The organism is Mucilaginibacter metallidurans, from assembly GCF_003286435.2.
GTDB classification, from domain to species: domain Bacteria; phylum Bacteroidota; class Bacteroidia; order Sphingobacteriales; family Sphingobacteriaceae; genus Mucilaginibacter; species Mucilaginibacter gossypii.
Genome location: NZ_CP043449.1, coordinates 6582757 through 6600475, shown reverse-complemented (window position 1 = coordinate 6600475; position 17719 = coordinate 6582757). Strand labels below are relative to the sequence as shown.

Annotated in this window: 19 protein-coding genes; 14 read left to right on the top strand and 5 right to left on the bottom strand. The window is 44.5% G+C overall.

Features of this window, described 5'->3' with window-relative positions:
- Positions 1-248 precede the first annotated feature (248 nt).
- The gene (locus DIU38_RS28345; RefSeq protein ID WP_112658882.1) at positions 249-563 is read right to left on the bottom strand and encodes a YbaB/EbfC family nucleoid-associated protein; all 315 of its coding nucleotides are present in this window, start codon (positions 561-563) and stop codon (positions 249-251) included.
- 123 nt (positions 564-686) lie between these two features.
- Complete coding sequence (locus tag DIU38_RS28340; protein ID WP_112658884.1) at positions 687-1898, bottom strand: serine hydrolase domain-containing protein; 1212 nt, start codon at positions 1896-1898, stop codon at positions 687-689.
- Positions 1899-2007: 109 nt separating this feature from the next.
- Here DIU38_RS28340 and DIU38_RS28335 point away from each other — a divergent pair, with 109 nt between their 5' ends.
- From DIU38_RS28335 to feoB, 6 genes are all read left to right on the top strand, one after another.
- On the top strand, positions 2008-2985 hold the full coding sequence (locus tag DIU38_RS28335; protein ID WP_112658886.1) for a tetratricopeptide repeat protein: 978 nt from the start codon (positions 2008-2010) through the stop codon (positions 2983-2985).
- A gap of 123 nt (positions 2986-3108) precedes the next feature.
- Positions 3109-3489, top strand: a complete 381-nt coding sequence (gcvH, locus tag DIU38_RS28330) for a glycine cleavage system protein GcvH (protein ID WP_090532379.1) — start codon at positions 3109-3111, stop codon at positions 3487-3489.
- Between the two features lies 1 nt (position 3490).
- A complete protein-coding gene (locus DIU38_RS28325; RefSeq protein WP_167516303.1) occupies positions 3491-3889 on the top strand; it encodes a VanZ family protein in 399 nt (132 codons plus the stop codon).
- Entirely contained in the window at positions 3876-4028 is a 153-nt protein-coding gene (locus tag DIU38_RS33290) for a hypothetical protein (protein ID WP_167516302.1), read from the top strand. The genes DIU38_RS28325 and DIU38_RS33290 overlap by 14 nt, the downstream gene beginning before the upstream one ends.
- A 432-nt stretch (positions 4029-4460) precedes the next feature.
- Positions 4461-4676 carry a FeoA family protein gene (locus DIU38_RS28320; RefSeq protein WP_090532383.1) on the top strand — a complete coding sequence of 72 codons (216 nt, stop codon included), beginning with the start codon at positions 4461-4463 and terminating at the stop codon, positions 4674-4676.
- A 10-nt stretch (positions 4677-4686) separates the two neighbouring features.
- Positions 4687-6801 (top strand): ferrous iron transport protein B, encoded by a 2115-nt coding sequence (gene feoB, locus DIU38_RS28315; protein ID WP_112658890.1) that lies wholly within the window; start codon positions 4687-4689, stop codon positions 6799-6801.
- 142 nt (positions 6802-6943) lie between these two features.
- Here feoB and DIU38_RS28310 read toward each other — a convergent pair whose 3' ends face one another.
- The gene (locus DIU38_RS28310; protein ID WP_112658892.1) at positions 6944-7861 is read right to left on the bottom strand and encodes a LysR substrate-binding domain-containing protein; all 918 of its coding nucleotides are present in this window, start codon (positions 7859-7861) and stop codon (positions 6944-6946) included.
- 101 nt (positions 7862-7962) lie between these two features.
- Here DIU38_RS28310 and DIU38_RS28305 point away from each other — a divergent pair, with 101 nt between their 5' ends.
- Positions 7963-8514 carry a hypothetical protein gene (locus DIU38_RS28305; RefSeq protein ID WP_112658894.1) on the top strand — a complete coding sequence of 184 codons (552 nt, stop codon included), beginning with the start codon at positions 7963-7965 and terminating at the stop codon, positions 8512-8514.
- A complete protein-coding gene (locus DIU38_RS28300) occupies positions 8514-9506 on the top strand; it encodes an NADP-dependent oxidoreductase (protein ID WP_112658896.1) in 993 nt (330 codons plus the stop codon). The genes DIU38_RS28305 and DIU38_RS28300 overlap by 1 nt, the downstream gene beginning before the upstream one ends.
- 123 nt (positions 9507-9629) lie before the next feature.
- Here the strand turns inward: DIU38_RS28300 and DIU38_RS28295 are convergent, their stop codons facing one another.
- Positions 9630-10559, bottom strand: a complete 930-nt coding sequence (locus DIU38_RS28295) for a TIGR01777 family oxidoreductase (RefSeq protein ID WP_112658898.1) — start codon at positions 10557-10559, stop codon at positions 9630-9632.
- A gap of 13 nt (positions 10560-10572) precedes the next feature.
- A complete protein-coding gene (locus DIU38_RS28290; RefSeq protein WP_112658900.1) occupies positions 10573-11379 on the bottom strand; it encodes a DCC1-like thiol-disulfide oxidoreductase family protein in 807 nt (268 codons plus the stop codon).
- Between the two features lie 382 nt (positions 11380-11761).
- Between DIU38_RS28290 and DIU38_RS28285 the strand changes: the two genes are divergently transcribed.
- The 6 genes from DIU38_RS28285 (at position 11762) to DIU38_RS34560 (ending at position 17662) form a co-directional block, all read left to right on the top strand.
- Positions 11762-12379 (top strand): hypothetical protein, encoded by a 618-nt coding sequence (locus DIU38_RS28285; RefSeq protein WP_112658914.1) that lies wholly within the window; start codon positions 11762-11764, stop codon positions 12377-12379.
- A complete protein-coding gene (locus DIU38_RS28280) occupies positions 12376-12678 on the top strand; it encodes a winged helix-turn-helix domain-containing protein (protein WP_090532394.1) in 303 nt (100 codons plus the stop codon). Before DIU38_RS28285 ends, DIU38_RS28280 begins: the two co-directional genes overlap by 4 nt.
- A 51-nt stretch (positions 12679-12729) precedes the next feature.
- The gene (locus DIU38_RS28275; RefSeq protein ID WP_112658902.1) at positions 12730-15237 is read left to right on the top strand and encodes an XrtN system VIT domain-containing protein; all 2508 of its coding nucleotides are present in this window, start codon (positions 12730-12732) and stop codon (positions 15235-15237) included.
- Complete coding sequence (xrtN, locus tag DIU38_RS28270; RefSeq protein ID WP_112658904.1) at positions 15218-16573, top strand: exosortase N; 1356 nt, start codon at positions 15218-15220, stop codon at positions 16571-16573. The genes DIU38_RS28275 and xrtN overlap by 20 nt, the downstream gene beginning before the upstream one ends.
- Before the next feature lie 442 nt (positions 16574-17015).
- On the top strand, positions 17016-17435 hold the full coding sequence (locus DIU38_RS28265) for a cobalamin B12-binding domain-containing protein (protein ID WP_091166978.1): 420 nt from the start codon (positions 17016-17018) through the stop codon (positions 17433-17435).
- A gap of 5 nt (positions 17436-17440) precedes the next feature.
- Positions 17441-17662, top strand: coding sequence for an enoyl-CoA hydratase/isomerase family protein (locus DIU38_RS34560; RefSeq protein WP_262714342.1), 222 nt, complete (start codon positions 17441-17443; stop codon positions 17660-17662).
- Positions 17663-17719: the final 57 nt, after the last annotated feature.

The window sequence follows — 17719 nt, the reverse complement described above, 5'->3', positions numbered from 1 at the left end:
TTATGATCTGATCAAAAGTAAACAGTTATGTCAACGATTTGATTTAGTGGCAAAAAAGTTACACATAGTGTTTAAACAGATAGTGCTGTGAAACCCTTAAAATGTAAAAAGCGATAAAGAAAGAAAAGCGTCATTGCGAGGTACGAAGCAATCACAAACTATACAGATCGGCCCTGCTAATCGGGGATTGCTTCGTACCTTATAATGACGCTTTAATATCTTTAAATACCTACTTAAGCGAATCGGGTTTATTTACCAAACATATTACCCAGGCCTCCTAAGCCGCCAAACATGCTTTGGGTCATGGCAGCCATTTCGCTTTGGCTGATGTTTTCGGCTTGTTCAAGTGCCTTGTTTACCGCAACAACCAACAACTCTTCCAGTTCTTCTTTATCGGCATCGGCTAAAAAATCAGGATCGATCTGTACCGATTGGACCACTTTATTGGCATTAGCGTTCACAACTATTTTGCCGCCTTCGGCTGTGCCTGATACACTGATGGCATCAAGGCGTTTTTTCATTTCGCCAGCCTTTTGCTGGGCTTCCATTAATTTATCAAACATGATTTTTTAGTTTTTAGTAAGTGGTTAATTAGGTGAATGGTTGGAATACAGATAGAGGAAAAATGATCAATCGGTTTATTAAAACCACTCACCCAATAACTTCAATCAACCATTCCAAAAAAATTAATCATCACTGGTATCGCCATTTCCATTGTATGCACTTTTACGTACAATAGGCATGCCAGCCGCTTTAAACAAGTCATCGAGCTTTAATAAACTCCCGTTGGCCAGGTTGGTAAGCAATACTATGGTAATGTCGTGTTTCATATCCCGCAGGTAAATATGCCTGAACCCATGCCACCAGCCGGTATGATAAATTACCTCCTCGCCCGGTGCTGTAAATGTACGCCAGCCGTAGCCGTAGTTGAAATGTCCGTGCACCATCGGGTTGCGTGGCACGTAGGCCGAATCAAGCGTAGCTGGTTTTAATAACAACCCCGCGCGCAAAGCACGATCAAAAAGGAACAGGTCACCAACCGTGCTGTAAATGCCTTTATCCCCTACGGGGCCGTCCAAAAAGTTCTGCACTACTGAATAACGCCACTGGCCGCGGTCATGCCCCACCACATCAACCGGGATTTTATTATAAACCGCTTTTGAGTAAACATGGGTATGTGCCATACTGGCTGGTTTAAACACGTTTTCCTGCATAAATTGGGCATAGCTCATTCCGCTCACTTTTTCAATGATGGAACCAAGCACCATAAAGTTGGAGTTGTTATACAGGAAACGCTTATTGGGCTCGTTGAAGCGCGTTGGCTTATAATCGGCAATCATTTTCATAGCCTCGGCATTGGTAAGTCCTTTGCGCTGGTTCAGGTGATTTTTCCGGTAAATATCGTCGATAAAATATACATAATTCATCATACCCGAGCGGTGGGTAAGTAACAAGCGAATGGTTACACCATCATAGGGAAAATCAGGAAAAAACTTTTTAACGTCATCGTCAAGCTTCAATTTGCCGCGCTCCATCAACTGTAAAATAGCTGTTGAAGTCATAGTTTTAGTTACCGAAGCCAGTTCAAACTGCGAGCCTATTTTCAGACTGTCGCGATGCAGGTAGTCGGCCCAGCCAATGGCTTTTTCATAAACTATTTTGCCTTTTTTTGCCACCAGCACGTTACCGTTAAAACCGCGGGTACGATGCAGCTCCTGCATTACGGCATCTATCTTTTTATCAGCATTTTTAGGATTGTAGGCCAGCAACGCGGTGGTATCAAGCGGCCTGGCGGCAACCTGCGACTGCGATTGGTCTTTATTTTTATTTTTGGATGAACAGGCTAACAGTAACAGGGGGGCAGCAAACACTACCAGGCTTTTGTACACTAATCTCATAAATCAATTTATCTCACACTAAACGAATGCGAAAATTAGAAATTATACAGCAGGTATTGATTAAAGTTTTAAAATTTTCTGTTAGTTAGCACAATTAGTATGTTTAAGTATGGTTTTGTTGAAAAAAGGCTTGTTTATTATAGCCTTCGTGCTTAGCACAGGGGTGGCACTTGCTCAAAATACGGATGTCAATAGTATTATTAAGGAGGGCATCAGGCTTAACAGCGAAAAAAATTATTCGGCCGCTATTGAAAAATACAAAGAGGCACTTGCCGCCGAGCCAGATAATGCGCAGGCCAACTACCAGCTGGCCTTCAGCCTCAATGCATCGGGCAGGGGTACGGAAGCAATACCTTATCTTAACAAAGTGATAAAAACAGGCGGCGATCTAACAGGGCCTGCTTATGAATTAATGGGCAGCATTTATGATACTGCTCATCAGCCGCAACAGGCCATCGACGCTTATAAAGAGGGGATCAAATTAAAGCCCGGTTATCAGCCGCTGTATTTTAACCTGGGGATAGCCTATTTCCGCGCGCAAAAATATGCCGATGCCGAGCTGTCTGCCATTGAAGCCATTAAACTTGATCCTAAACATGCTAATAGCCAACGCTTATACGGGCTGGTAACTTTCCACCAAAACAAAAGGGTACCGGCATTGATGGGCCTGTGCAGCTTCCTGCTGCTCGACCCGGAAGGCCCGCGCGCCGACGAAGCTTATACCAACCTGCAAAGTTTACTAAAAGGCGGCGACCTGAAAGCAGCTAAAGCAGATCCGGAAACCCTGTTACTAAATAAAACCCTAAGCACCGCCGTTTCGGTTTCTGGCGGTCAGCTGGAAACCCAGTTGAAAAACATTTTTACGGCGGTTGGCAAACTTGGCGAAAAGCCGGGCAGGCAAACCTTCTTTTGGAATTACTATGCAGCTTTTTTTTATAAGATGTCACAATCTCAAAGCTTTTCAACGGCGGTTAAATTAATTAGTTTAAGCGCCGATAAAACAACAGGAGCAAAGTGGCTGCAAAACAACGCAGACCAACGGAAGGCCCTGGAGGATTGGATGGCATCTGCCGAAAGAAAGTTTTAATTACAAATTTATCAACGATAAATCATTGCTATGCCATATAGAAAATGATGATTTTATAATTTACATATCAATAATTGCGAAAGCCAAAGTTTTACTATTTTTGAGCACACAAAATTTAACGACATGAATTTTCCGGCTGAATTAAAATACACCAAAGACCACGAGTGGATTAAGGTTGAAGGCAATGTAGCTACCGTAGGCATCACCGAATTTGCTCAAAGCGAACTGGGCGACATTGTGTATGTTGATATTACTTCATTAGGTAAAGAGGTTGCTAAAGACGAAGTTTTTGGCACCGTTGAAGCAGTAAAAACAGTATCAGACCTGTTTATGCCTGTTGCCGGCACCGTAACCGAAGTTAACCCGGCATTAAATAACCAACCCGAACTGGTTAACACCGACCCATATGGCGAAGGCTGGATGGTAAAGATCACTGTAGCTGATGCTGCCGATGCTGACTCACTTTTATCTGCCGGCGATTATAAAACGGTTATCGGCGTATAAGATGAAGCTGTTTTTAAAATATCATGGGCCCGCTATTTTGTGGGCCTTATTTGTTTTAATTATTTGCTCCATACATCTTGATTCTGTTGATAAATCCCCGATGTTTTTTGAGGGTTTTGATAAGCTAACCCACTGCGGTTTATTTTTCACCCTCATTGTACTGGTTTGTTTTGGCGTTATCAGGCAACAAAAACCACGACAGATTACGTATACAAGGGCATTCGTGATATGGGCAGCCAGCGTATTTTTCGGGGCGCTTATTGAAGTGCTGCAGGCATCTGTTTTCACCTGGCGCAGCGGCGACTGGAACGATCTTTTTTGCGATGTACTTGGAGCTTGTATGGGGATTTTTAGTGTAATGCTAACTGTTGAGGCAATTGGAAAAAATGAAAAAAAATAAACTGGTCATTTTATTGGGCGCGCTGCTCTTAACGGCAGGTTCATCATGCGGCATTTTCCACAAGGGTTGCGGCTGTCCGCATTTCGGGAAAATTAAATCTGCCGATTCCAGATGTGCAGATGTGCAAATGATGGCTTAGCCAGGTAAATCTATATCAGCAAAGCACATTTACTATTCAATTTGCGGGTGTTCAATTTTTAAAAGTGTAAACACTTGCAATTATTTTCAAAAAAAAACTACTGATAATCAGCCACTTAATTTTAATGACTATTAGCAAAGCACCCAACATGAACACATCATCATTGATAATCAGCGACTTGCATTTTTTAGAAATTAAACGTTGAACACCCCCTTTTTAAAAATTGAACACTGACATAATCGTGTCAGTGAAGGCACCCAATATATGCTTTGCCGATCCGGAATCTGCACATCTAAATCCTCCCAACTGCATCTCGAATTGTCATTTACAAATCAAAAATCACCTGCACATTTAAAATCTGCACATCATAGCAAATCTTATTTGGATTTAATATAAATAAGCTTACATTTGCTACGTTTTATATTATAAATGATGAAGCTGTCACAACTGGAAATAGGCGAAACTGGTATTGTAAAGGAATTTACCGATCTTGAAATGTCAGTAAAACTGATGGAGATGGGCTGTTTACCCGGCGAAGAGGTCCGCATTTCGCGTATCGCCCCTCTTGGCGATCCTATTGCCATCAGCGTATCTGGCTACCAGCTTAGTTTACGCAGGTTTGAAGCGTCCACCATCATTTTGCAGTAGTTTGTAAGCGTTGAAAACCAATATAAGAGTTGCACTTGTAGGAAATCCAAATACCGGTAAATCAACTCTCTTTAATATATTAACCGGGTTAAATCAAAAAATCGGGAACTTTCCGGGGGTTACTGTTGATAAAAAAACAGGCTTTTGCCAACTGCCTGACGGCCGCACGGCCGAAATAATTGACCTTCCAGGTACTTACAGCATCTATCCCAAAAGTAAAGACGAATCCATCGTATTTTCGGTACTGGCCGATAAATCAAAAGGCATGGTGCCCGATCTGGTTGTGGTGATCCTCGACGCATCCAATTTAAAACGCAACCTGCTGCTTTATACCCAGGTTGCAGACCTCAAGATCCCCGTAGTGGTAGCGCTCAACATGGTAGATGTGTCGGACAAGGCGGGCATCAAAATCAATATTGATCTTTTTGCCCAAAAACTGGGCGTTCCGGTAGTCCCTATTTCTGCCAGGAAAAATACAGGCATTGACAAGCTTAAAAGCACCATTGCTTTTGCCAACAGCGTGCCGCTGCAGCAGGATACTATTGATATTGAAAGCATCGCCCCGGGCATCATAGCGCAAATAAAAGGGGAGATGCAGGTTGAAAATCCATATATAGCCTTGCAACTTGCCCACCAGCACGAAACGCTAAGCTACCTTTCAGCAGCCGAGAGCGACCGGATTGAACAACTGGAGCAGGAGCATTCTTTCCACTCGCAAAAGGCGCAGGCTACAGAAACCATCGCCCGTTACAACTTCATCAACGACCTGCTTTACGATACGGTTAAAAAAGCTGAAACGGCGCACGACGAAACCATAAGCAACAAGATAGATAAGATCCTTACCCATAAAGTATTTGGCTTTGTGATCTTCTTCGCCATCTTACTGTTCATATTCCAGGCTATCTTTTCATGGTCGGCCTACCCGATGTCGCTCATCGAAGACCTGTTTATCTGGCTGCAGGCAGGCGCCGCTAAAATACTGCCTGCCGGTCCGCTGAGTAGTTTGATCATTGATGGTGTGCTCGCCGGCCTCAGCGGAGTATTGGTATTTATCCCGCAGATCGCCATCCTCTTCGCGCTCATCTCCATTTTGGAAGATACCGGCTACATGTCGCGCGTTACTTTTATGATGGACAAGGTGATGCGCAAGGTAGGGCTTAACGGCAAATCGGTAGTACCCCTTATCGGCGGTTTCGCCTGCGCTGTGCCTTCTATCATGAGTACCCGTACCATCGAAAACTGGAAAGACAGGATGATCACCATCATGGTTACCCCATTAGTAGCCTGCTCTGCCCGCCTGCCTGTTTATACCCTGCTGATTGCGTTGGTAGTACCCAACCGCAACGTTTGGTGGATCTTTAACCTGCAGGGGCTGGCGCTTACAGCCATGTATGTGCTTAGTATCTTTTCGGCCGTTATTGTGGCTTTTGTGATGAAGTTTATCCTCAAAGCCCGCGAACGCGGCTATTTTATTATGGAACTGCCCGTGTACCGCATGCCAAGGTGGAAAAACGTGATCTTTACCATGTATGACCGTTCAAAAACGTTCGTACTGCAGGCCGGTAAAGTGATCATTGCTGTTTCGGTAATCCTGTGGGTAATGAAATCATATGGCCCCGGCGACAGGTTTGCGCAGATAGATAAACAATACGCCCAGCCTCAATATACCAAAACCATGACGCCCGATAGCCTCAGCAAAGTTATCGCATCCGAAAAACTGGAAAACTCATACGCCGGCGTATTTGGCCATGTTATTGAACCCGTTATTAAACCCCTTGGCTTCGATTGGAAGATAGGTATAGCCCTCATCAGCTCCTTTGCTGCCCGCGAGGTATTTGTAGGCACCATGGCCACCATTTACAGCGTGGAGGGCGATGCCGATAAGATGCAATCGGTTCAGCAAAAAATGCACGAGGCTAAAAATCCGCAAACCGGAGAGCCGGTGTTTACCTTAGCGGTTGCTTTCTCCCTCATGATGTTTTATGCCTTCGCCATGCAATGTGCCAGTACGGTAGCTGTTGTTTATCGCGAAACCAAAGACTGGCGCTGGCCCGCTGCCCAGTTTGCCTATATGACAGCGCTGGCTTATACGGCATCATTTATTGTGTATCACTGGCTGAAGTAAGGCGTAGTTTAGGAATCATAGCTGATGGTTCATAGCTTGTTTGTCCGTGTAAACAAAATTGTTGTTCTCCGTACTTGAATTTAATTTTATTTAGTTTGAAACTATAGGGATCACTATAAGTTCTAATTCAAAAACTGTAAATCTACAAATCACCCACATGATAATCCATTGCATAACTTGCAATACCTTGTGCCAGCGCTAATGCCGAACGTTTGTGGTAGGCGTTCCTGGGCCAGGCAATCGTTGCTTCCCTTGTCATCCCTGCACCGATAATCTTGATGACTTTGAGACCGGGATGGTTAAAAGCTGAAGAGCCCATGAGCACCGTAGCCCACCTGCCCGTGTCAACCAGTTGCAGGAGCATATGGATGTCATTAACTTCCATTTTTACATTGGGCGTTACCTGCTGTTTTTGCAATACGCTATCGAGGTAATTACGGATACTGTAACCGGCGGAAGGCAATAATAAAGGGATTTCGCTGAGCTGCCTGAGATTTACCTGTTTCTTTTGAGCCAATGGATGATCTGAATGAACGATAAGCGCGAGACAAGATGAAAAGATCCTTTCCGATTGGATGGTAGCCGATTGTTGCTCAGGCATAAATGACAACATCATATCCAGTTTACCCTGTTCCAGCTGCGTGAGCAGGTCCTGCGTTGTACCAAAACCGATTTGCAACTTGATGTTGGGGTATTTGGCACTGAAATCCAACACAGCCTTGGTAAGCAAATTGGTAAGCCCGTAGGTGGTGCCAACGGTAAGGGTACCGCTTTGCAGGTTCATCAGGTCTTTAAGCATATCGCGCCCTTCTTCGGCATCCCTCACGGTTTTTTGCGCATAAGGCAAAAAGGACTTACCCGCTTCTGTTAGGCGTACGCGCTTGGCTACACGATCAAACAACGGTAGCTGCAATTCGTCTTCCAGTTGTTTAATTTGTTGCGAAAGCGTGCTTTGGGTAATGAATACTGCCGCTGCGGCGTCGGTAAAGTTTTGTAATTCGGCAGCTTTTATAAAATATTTCAATTGGCGAAGTTCCATGACCGAAGATAAACAATTCATGTTTTGTAATCGCTTTTATCAATGAACTACATCGAAAAAATGAGTTTAGACGATTAAGTTTTATCGCTGACCTTTGATTTAACAAAACAAAACACAAGATCATGGAAATTCAACAAACTCCCGAAAACGCTTTGTCTCACTCTGTAGTAAAAGCTACCATCAACGCACCCATTGAAAAAGTAAACATTGCCGACTGGCTCTTCAATTTGCCGGATGCAGAATATCAAAAATGCTCTGTTAATCACATTGCAGCCGGCTTTACCCGTACCTATGATGGCGAGCCAATGTCTATCAACGTGGAAATGATAGGCGATGCTATGGTAATACAGCACTATGTGGCAACAGAATATCGCCCGGATTATTGTCGTATGCTATCAGTGTCTGACGTGTTTGGTAAAAGCGGCCGCAGCACCGTACAGGTACTTTGGGAGCTCAAAGCTACCGCTATTGATGCAGATACCTGCGAATACACCAACGAGATCCATGCCACTGCCACACCTGAGTTTTTAGCTTTTATTAAAGAACACGGCGTTACATTAGCACAAGCCGCCGCCAGCCGCCAGGCCGCTTCAGATCTTCACAATCATGAAGAAACACCGCTTTTCGCCAAAAGCATCGAACTAAAAGCACTCACCGGAAAATACGGCATCTAATGAACAGCAAATTGATCAGGTTGGCTTCCCTGCCAATAGGAATACCGCAGGTGGCCAACTTTCATTTCGGTTTTGAAGAGTTGGCCACTATTAAAACGGGGGAACTACTACTCAAAACTTTGTACATCTCTGTTGACCCCTATCTTCGGGCTAAAATGGCAGGAGGCCACAAGCCGCCGCTTGTTGCCGGTGACATAGTGTATTCACGCGCGGTGGCGGAGGTTGTGGACTCTGCCCGCCCGGAATTCAAACCGGGTGACAAAGTGCTTGGTTTCATGGAATGGCGCGATCACCTGATTCACAATGGTGAAGGGCTGACAGTATTAAACGCAAACGGCCTTCCTTTAAGCAGTTATCTCAGCATCCTGGGCTCAACAGGCCTTTCAGCCTATTTCGCGTTAACGGATATCGGCAAACCTAAACCCGGCGAAACATTAGTGGTTTCCGGCGCAGCCGGGGCCGTGGGTAGCATTGCAGGGCAAATAGGTAAATTAATGGGCTGCCGGGTAATCGGCATTGCCGGAAGTGACGAAAAAGTTGAATGGATGAAATCGCAGTTGGGTTTCGACGAAGGGGTTAACTACAAAGCCACTCCCGATATTGAGGCCGCAATAGCCCGACTTTGTCCCGGTGGTGTAGATATCTATTTTGATAATGTAGGCGGCATTATTTCAGATGCTGTGATCAACCGGATGAATGATTATGGACGCGTAGTGGTTTGTGGTTCCATAGCCAGCTATAATGATACGGAAACCGAGATGGGCCCCCGGTTGCTGCCTCTGGTGGTGTACAAAAAACTGTTGATACAGGGTTTTCTTATTGCTGATTATAAAACCCGCTTTGCCGAAGGTATTGGCAGGTTGCAACAATGGGTAGCAGCGGGTCAATTACAATACATCGAAACAATTATGGATGGCTTTGACAAACTCCCCGAAGCTTTTATTGGTTTATTCCAGGGCAAAAATGAAGGGAAAATGATCGTGAAGGTATAAAAACCATCCTCCTGATAACAAATAGTAGAAGCCAGACTTACGAAGTTTGAAAACTGCGTAAGTCTTCACCGGCTCGGGGGTGTTCCGATTGTTACTCAATGAAATATGAGGTATTTGAGGCCTTTACCCTCTTATACTCAAAATATCATGCACCGCATACTCCGCTTTTTCAAATTGAAATATAAACCCGCTATCCAATAAGCGTTTGGGCATTACCCACCGGCTTTTTAAAATCAACTCTGTTTCGGTACCAATTACCATGGCGCCAATTTCCAGCAGCCATTGCGGGGCTGGTAATCCGACACGGGCACCATAAGCCTCGCGGGTGATATGCATCATATCGGTGTTTTTTGTGCTTTCGGGCGCAGTGCAGTTAAATATACCATTTAATTCGGGGTGGTCTAACAGCCATTGGGTGCTCCGGGCTACATCATGCTCATGCACCCAGGCTATGTATTGCTGCCCATCGCCTTGTTTGCCGCCGAGGCCAAACCTCACCAGGTTAAGCAACCGCGGAAAAACACTGTCGCTTCGGCCTAACACAATGCCCATGCGCAGGGCAATTTTGCGGGTGTTGGGTGTATCTGTTTTGAAGAAAGTGCTTTCCCAAATGTTGCAAACATCAATAGAAAAACCATAACCGATTTCACCGGTTTCCTCATCCTGCGGACGGTCTTGGGCATGGCGATAAATGGTGGCAGAAGTTACATTAATCCAAACCTTTGGCGGGTTTTCCATCTTATGGATCACCCTGCCTAATAGTTCGGTAGGTACAACCCTTGAACGGATGATCTCCCGCTTGTTCTTTTCAGTGTAGCGGCAGTTTACATTTTTACCGCAGAGGTTGATCAGCATATCGGCGCCGGCAAGGTGTACTGTCCAGCCTGCTTCGTTTTCGCCGTCCCAAACTGCGGTATGCACATTGCCATCTACCGGTTTTTGCTTCCGGGCGAGGATAATCACCTCATCTGCCAAATCGCGGTAGTATTTGGCCAGCACGGTACCGAGATAACCGTTGCCGCCGGCCAGTACGATTTTTTTATAAGCTTTCATGATCAGTTAAGGTTTAAAATAAGTAATAATAAACGATACGATAAGTTACCCAGGTAACGGTGAGTACCCAGCCAAGCCCAAGCAATTTTGTACGGCGGATGTGTTCAAGGAGCATTAATCCCGCTACCGCCATAAAATACAGGGTGTAAATCAGCGGACCGAGTTGAAAAAAATGATTTATAACCAACCCGATCAGCAGTAATAAGCTGCCTGCAAAAGAGATAGTCATCATGTTGCCGAGGTAAGTCCACAGGTTGCGGCGGTCAAAGCTACATATTGCAGCTCCCTGGAAAAGGATCTGGCCGCCGCAGATCAGGTACTCACGGTATGGATTGCCAAAAGGAACAATCCCCGTAAGCAACTGTGCGTAAGCGGTAAGGATAAACCCTGTACAAAACCAGGTGAACAGCAAATACAATAAACGATAATGCAGCTTAAACGTAGGCTGGTATTCGAAGCCGGTTTCGGTAGCAGGGATAATTACCCTCCTGTTGTATGATATAAAAGCATAAACCTTGCTCATGAGCCAGATGAATGGTTTAAAAGCAAATAAGGGAGTAAATACAGGCCAGGTATTGGCAATTATTTTGCAAAGGCTTTTAACGCCGTAGGTAACCTCGCCGCTTTTCAGGTTAATTAAGGCTATTTCATTAACAGCCCGTTGCCTGTCATAAACAGGGCACGTACCTGCATGTGCTTCCTGGTATGCAGCGCGGCCGGTAGGATCAAGCATCCCTGTTTTTACAAAGGCACCGGTATAAGCACGGCACATCGGGCATTCTGCATCAAACAGGATCATGTGGTTTTTGAGCGTTTTCATAACTTTCAGTGTTTTCTGAAACAAATATACAATATATTTTAAACTTTCAATAAATACTGAAAATTAAAGTTAAATCCTTGGACACTTAGTATCTTGAAGAAAGCCTTTAAACGAATTGTCATTTCGACCGAACGGAACTGGGCTGAGCAGCGGGGGTGAAGGAGAAATCTTGTACGCCACGCACAGGAACCAATAGCAGGCGTTAAATGATGTATAAGATTTCTCCTCACCCCCAAACACATCCCCTAACGGTTCGTCGAAATGACATGAAGTTTTGATTAGTAACATGTATGCGCATAAGTTTCTTTTATTTACTAAAAAGTTTCCTGCCCTCTTGCAAAATCAAATCTTATATTTAACTTTGAACAACAAAGTACTTTTGATGAAAGAACAAGATATTCATGCAGAGTTAAGTTCCATCCGCGACCTGATGGAGCGTTCGGCCAAGTTTATTTCGCTTAGCGGCCTTTCGGGTGTGATGGCAGGCATCTATGCCTTCGCCGGCGCCGGCATAGGATACAGTTTGCTGCAGGGCGAGTATACTACCCTCAGGGAGGGCCATACTTACAACGAAGAATTGCTGATCATAAAATTATTTATCGTGGCAATTGCGGTGCTTGTATTGTCTATTGGCACGGGGATCTGGTTATCGGTACGCAAGGCTAAAAGAAATGGTCAGCCATTTTGGAGCGCCGGCAGCAAACGCCTGCTCATTAATATGGCAATCCCACTGGTAAGCGGCGGTTTATTTACTATTATACTTGTTTATCGCGGTTATTATGGTGTTGTGGCGCCTGCTACATTGATATTTTATGGCATGTCATTAGTTGCAGGCAGCCATTATACATATTCGGGGATTAGAAGCTTGGGGATATTGGAGATTTTATTAGGTTTGCTGTGTGCTGTAATGCCGGATTACGGCTTAATTTTCTGGAGTGTGGGTTTTGGTCTGCTCCACATTATTTATGGTACTGTAATGCATTTTAGATACGATAAGTGAAGATATCATTAGATCAGTTTGATAAAGCCTTTGAAAACCGCATTCGCCTGCAAATCATGAGCGTATTGGTTGCCAATGAAAGTTACGACTTTAACTCGCTTAAAGAATTGCTTAACCTTACCGACGGTAACCTGGCATCGCACCTGAAAGCGCTGGAGAAGGAAGAATACATCCAGGTGGAGAAAACTTTCATCGGCCGCAAACCCAATACCCGCTACCTGGCATCCGAAAAAGGCCGGGCTGCCTTCAAATTACACCTCCTTGCCCTCGAAAATTTGATCAAACAACAAAAAATGTAATTTTTTTTATTCATAAACTTTGAATTACAAAGTACTTTTAATTTATAAAACATGAAAAACCTTAAAGCAATTCTATTTAAAGATAGCACCGTTAAACTTGGCCTAATCCTAATCACTATATCTGCCGGGCTCTTCTTTATGGAGGGGTCCGGCCTTTTTGAACTCACCGAAGGAACTGCTTTCGGCGCCTTTTGCTTCAATTATTCCGCCTCACTTGTGTTTTTCTTTGTGGTGATATATAAAGGATTCAGGCGCTTACATTATTGGGTGCTCCTCCTGGCGCTTTGGTTCATCAGCGCGTTTGCACTTAACCTGAGCATCCCTATTTTCAACACTTCGGTTACCTGGCTGTCGGTTGTTATTTGTATCTCCACAATCGGCATTATACTTTCCGTATTTATGAATGAGTTCAGTTCAAAAATGAAACACGTGGTGACATTTTTCCTGGGGATGGCTTTCCTGCTTTTTATTTACTACAGCGTATACCTTACTTCTATGTACCTCATCGGTATTTTTGCCGCTATCGCGTTGGGCTTGTCTTTGCATGTTTTTGTGCCGATGGGTTTGACTATAGTAACGTTTATCACCATTAAAAGAACAATAAAGGGCAGCGGCTCTTTAAAAATGGCATTGGGGGCAGGCTTACTGGTTCCGGTTGTGGCATGCAGTATTTTTATATGGCAATGGAAAAGCATCAATAACCAGGTTAACCTTGCTATTAATCATAATACCTTATCTGAAGGCAAACTGCCGACCTGGGTGGTGATCAGTCAAAATATCCCTAAAACCGCTATAGCGCAACGGATCATCAAAGCGGGCATCGTGTATAAAACTGCCAACCTTAGTGATAGCTGGTTTTGGGGTGATTGGAATAAAGCCTCATTTGATGAACCAATGCAGCATGATCCTTTTATAGTGATAGCAAGCCTGTTTGGAGGCGACTTAAACCTTGACGAAAAGGAGCGGATAAAAATATTGGAAGCCATGTATGATTCACGGCACCAGGCACAGGAACGGCTTTGGAGCGGCGATAAGCTAAAAACTGCCAACGTGATCACCAATGTTAAAATCTTTCCTGAATACCGCTTAGCTTATACCGAAAAAACACTAATCGTGCATAACACCGAAAAAGGAGGAGTACGGGCCTGGGCGGGCAAACAAGAAGCCATTTATACATTCCACGTTCCAGAAGGTTCGGTTGTTAGTTCTTTATCATTATGGATAGACGGTAAAGAACAGCAATCAAGATTAACCACTAAAGGTAAAGCCGAATCGGCTTATCGAGAGATTGTGGGTGTTGAACAGCATGACCCATCGGTAATTCACTGGCAGGAGGGAAATACGATAACAGCACGAATTTTTCCATGTACTCCCGAAGAAAACCGCAAATTCAGGGTGGGGATCACCAGTCCGCTGCGCAAGCAAAACGATATGCTTACCTATGAAAGCAGTTATTTCGATGGCCCATCACCCGAAGGCGCAACCGAAGCCATCCAGGTATCTTTTTCGAAGAAACCTGAAAGCATCAACATGCCAAACTTTGACGAGATCAGCGAGGGCGTTTATACTGCCGACCGGCCTTATCAACCGGATGAGCAGATCACGTTTAAAGCCCCGCCGCTTGCCGATATGCCGTTCGCATTTGCAGGTAAAGGCTATCAGCTGAAAGATTATGTGCCTCAAACCACAAACTTTAACCCGGAAGCCGTCTACCTCGACCTTAATGCAAGCTGGTCGGCCAGCGAACTGGACGAGCTTTGGCCGGCCATCAAAACCAAAAAAGTTTACTATTACGATGGCAAGCTGGAAACATTAACTGAAGATAACCTCGGAAGCGTTTGCAGCAGGATGGGCAAACTCAACTTCAGTATGTTCCCGGTTAATGAGATCAAACACCCCGAAAGTTCATTGCTGATTACCAAATGCGCCGAAACCTCTCCTAACCTGCGCGATCTTGACGAATCGGAGTTTGGCAAAGCGTTAACCAGCTATCTGCCGGGTGCAAAACAATTGCAGTTATACAATATCGGCACCAACCTAACGCCTTATTTAAAGGCATTGAAAGAGATGCGGGTATTTACTTATAATGAGGGTGATATGGCAATGCTGCAAAGCAGGCTTGCTAAAAATGAATTTATCCGTTCGCAGGAAGATTCAACCCATGTTGTACTTGCCCAATCGGGTTTAGTTATTGAACAAACGGCCGATACGTTGAAAACAGGTAACGCTCCTGACCACCTGCTGCGCCTATTTGCTTATAATGATATTATGAAAAAGATTGGTCCGCAGTATTTTGATAAAACTTATGTGCAGCCGGATGTTATCGAGGAGGCTAACCAGGCTTTTATCGCCTCTCCCGTTTCAAGCCTCATCGTACTGGAAACTCAAAAGGATTATGAGCGCTTTGGCATTGATGAAAATAAAAACAGTCTTCAAAACGCGTCTGCCAAATCATCAGGTGCGGTGCCTGAGCCCGGTGAGTGGTTGTTGATCCTGGTTGTAATAGCGGTGATAAATTACTTAGTATATAAGAGCAAGCATGTTCAGCCGGAGCTATAATTTGCAGGAGTATATCTCATTTAAATTAACCGGCAGCAGGCTAATCATCAGTAGTTGCTGGTTAATATACATTGGCATTGCAGCGAGGTTAGGTATCATTTATTTTAAGTGGGATGCCAATACAGTGCTTGGCCTGGCGCTGCTGCCTTATATCTGCAAGGTAAAGCGTGGGGGCCTTTCATTAAGGCACCTCGTCCCGGCCATTGTTTTTGCAACAGTTGCCATTTATTTTCCGGTTAAAACAAATTTGTTCCTGGCCTTGCTGTTTTCTGCACTGCTTTTCTTTGAGAACTTAAAAGGAAAAATAAGCCTGGTATTGTTCCTGTTGTTATTGCTCATTTCACCCGCGTTCGAATATGTCAGTAATACATTCAGCTTTCCTTTAAGGATCTGGCTCAGTGAAGTAGCAGCCTCTCTGTTTGCATCTATGGGAATGGAAGCCAGCGCAGCAGGCAACATCATCCGGCTTAAAGGTTTCGAATTTTCTGTGGACCAGGCATGCGCAGGTTTGCATATGCTTGCCACCTCGTTCATGATATGCCTGTTTATAATAGCTCACTATCAGCGGCAGGCGGCAAAGCAACTGCACCTGGTGTGGATCTTGTTTTTGTTGGTGTTTACTTTTGCGCTCAACATCCTGTGCAACCTTTGCCGTATCCTGCTGCTGGTTTTTTTTAAAATACCGGCGGGTACAACGATGCATGACCTGACCGGGATTATCTGCCTGCTCATTTACGTGGTATTGCCTTTATTGTTTCTTTCTTCTTTCGTATTGAAACGAACCGAAAAACCATACATCGATCCGCGGTTTTATAAAACCATCAGGCTGGCGCCGGATGAACTGCGCTTTCCGCTGATACACCTTGCTTTGGCCGTTGCGTTGATTGTAATAACTATGAACATCAAATCGATAGATGACCTGAAGGACAAAAGCGTAAGTAACGTATCCTTACCCGGTTATAAAAAATCGGTATTGGAAAGCGGGGTAATTAAATTTGAAAACACCGGTGCGCTGGTGTATGTTAAACCATCGCCATTCTATTGCCCTGAGCACGACCCAATGATTTGCTGGCAGGGGAGCGGCTATGTTTTCAGTACGATAAAAAAGGAAGTAATTGCCGGTCGGCAGGTTTATTTAGGAGTGCTTACCAAGGCAAAGGATAAGATTTATGCTGCCTGGTGGTTTGATAATGGTAACATGAAATCAATCAATGAGTTTGAATGGCGATGGGCAGCAGCAAAAGGAGCCAAGCCGTTTTACCTGGTAAACGTTAACGCAGCTACAGAAGCCACATTGTTAGAGGCCGTGAAGAATTTGCCGGCTATTAAACAATGATACTTACCACCTTTCCGAATAACGATCGGGGAAATTTCCGGAAAGAACCATGATGAAGTACGAAATATATTTTAGAGATGATGCGCGAAGGGCCGCGTTAGTGATAGGAGCGGATACCGGCCTTGTGGCTAATGCCGGTGCAGTATGAGCGTATAGCACGGGCCGCAGGCAACGCCCATATTTATAAATCGATCAAAAAACTAACTTAAGATCAAGCCATTATCAATAAACTGTTTAAAAATGAAAAAAATTGCTGGGACGCATAATTGCGTCTCCCTAAGGACAAGCCGATTTCAAAAGCACCTCAGCTGCCGTAAATTGCAAGTGTGAGATGCAATTATGCGTCTCTACATTCAAAAACTATCGTTTTAAACCGCCTATAATAAACACAAACAACTTCCATAATTTTCTTATTACTTTTACAAAAACCAATAGGTTATTCATGAGTAATACCTTTAACCGACCAATCCGTGTTTTAGTTGCCAAAGTAGGGCTCGATGGCCATGACCGCGGCGCGCGCATTATTGCCACTTCGCTGCGCGATGCAGGTATGGAAGTTATTTATACCGGGCTACGCCAAACCCCCGAAATGGTGGTAAACACTGCCCTGCAGGAGGATGTGGACGCCATTGGCATTTCTATACTTTCGGGTGCGCACATGACGGTATTTCCGCGCATCATTAATCTCATTAAAGAGAAAAAAATGGATGATGTTTTGGTTACCGGCGGTGGTATTATTCCGCATGAAGATATGCTTGAGCTGCAAAAGCTGGGTGTTGGCGAGCTTTTTCCGCCCGGCACCAGCACGCAGGATATTGTAAAATATATAACCGGTTGGGTACATGAACACCGCAATTTCTAATACCTATGGAATTTCAAAATTTGCTGATTACAAACAAGGGCCGCGTTCAACAAATCACTATTAACCGCGAAAGCAAACTGAACGCTCTTAATAAAGATACCCTGGCCGAACTGCATAGCGCTTTTACTGAAGCTTTCCAAAATCCGGAGGTAGGTGGTATCATCATTACCGGAGCCGGACCAAAAGCATTTGTTGCCGGGCTGATATCAGTGAGTTTGCAGCGCTGAATATTGAAGGAGGTGCACAGCTTTCGCGTACAGGCCACACCGAAGTATTTGATTTAA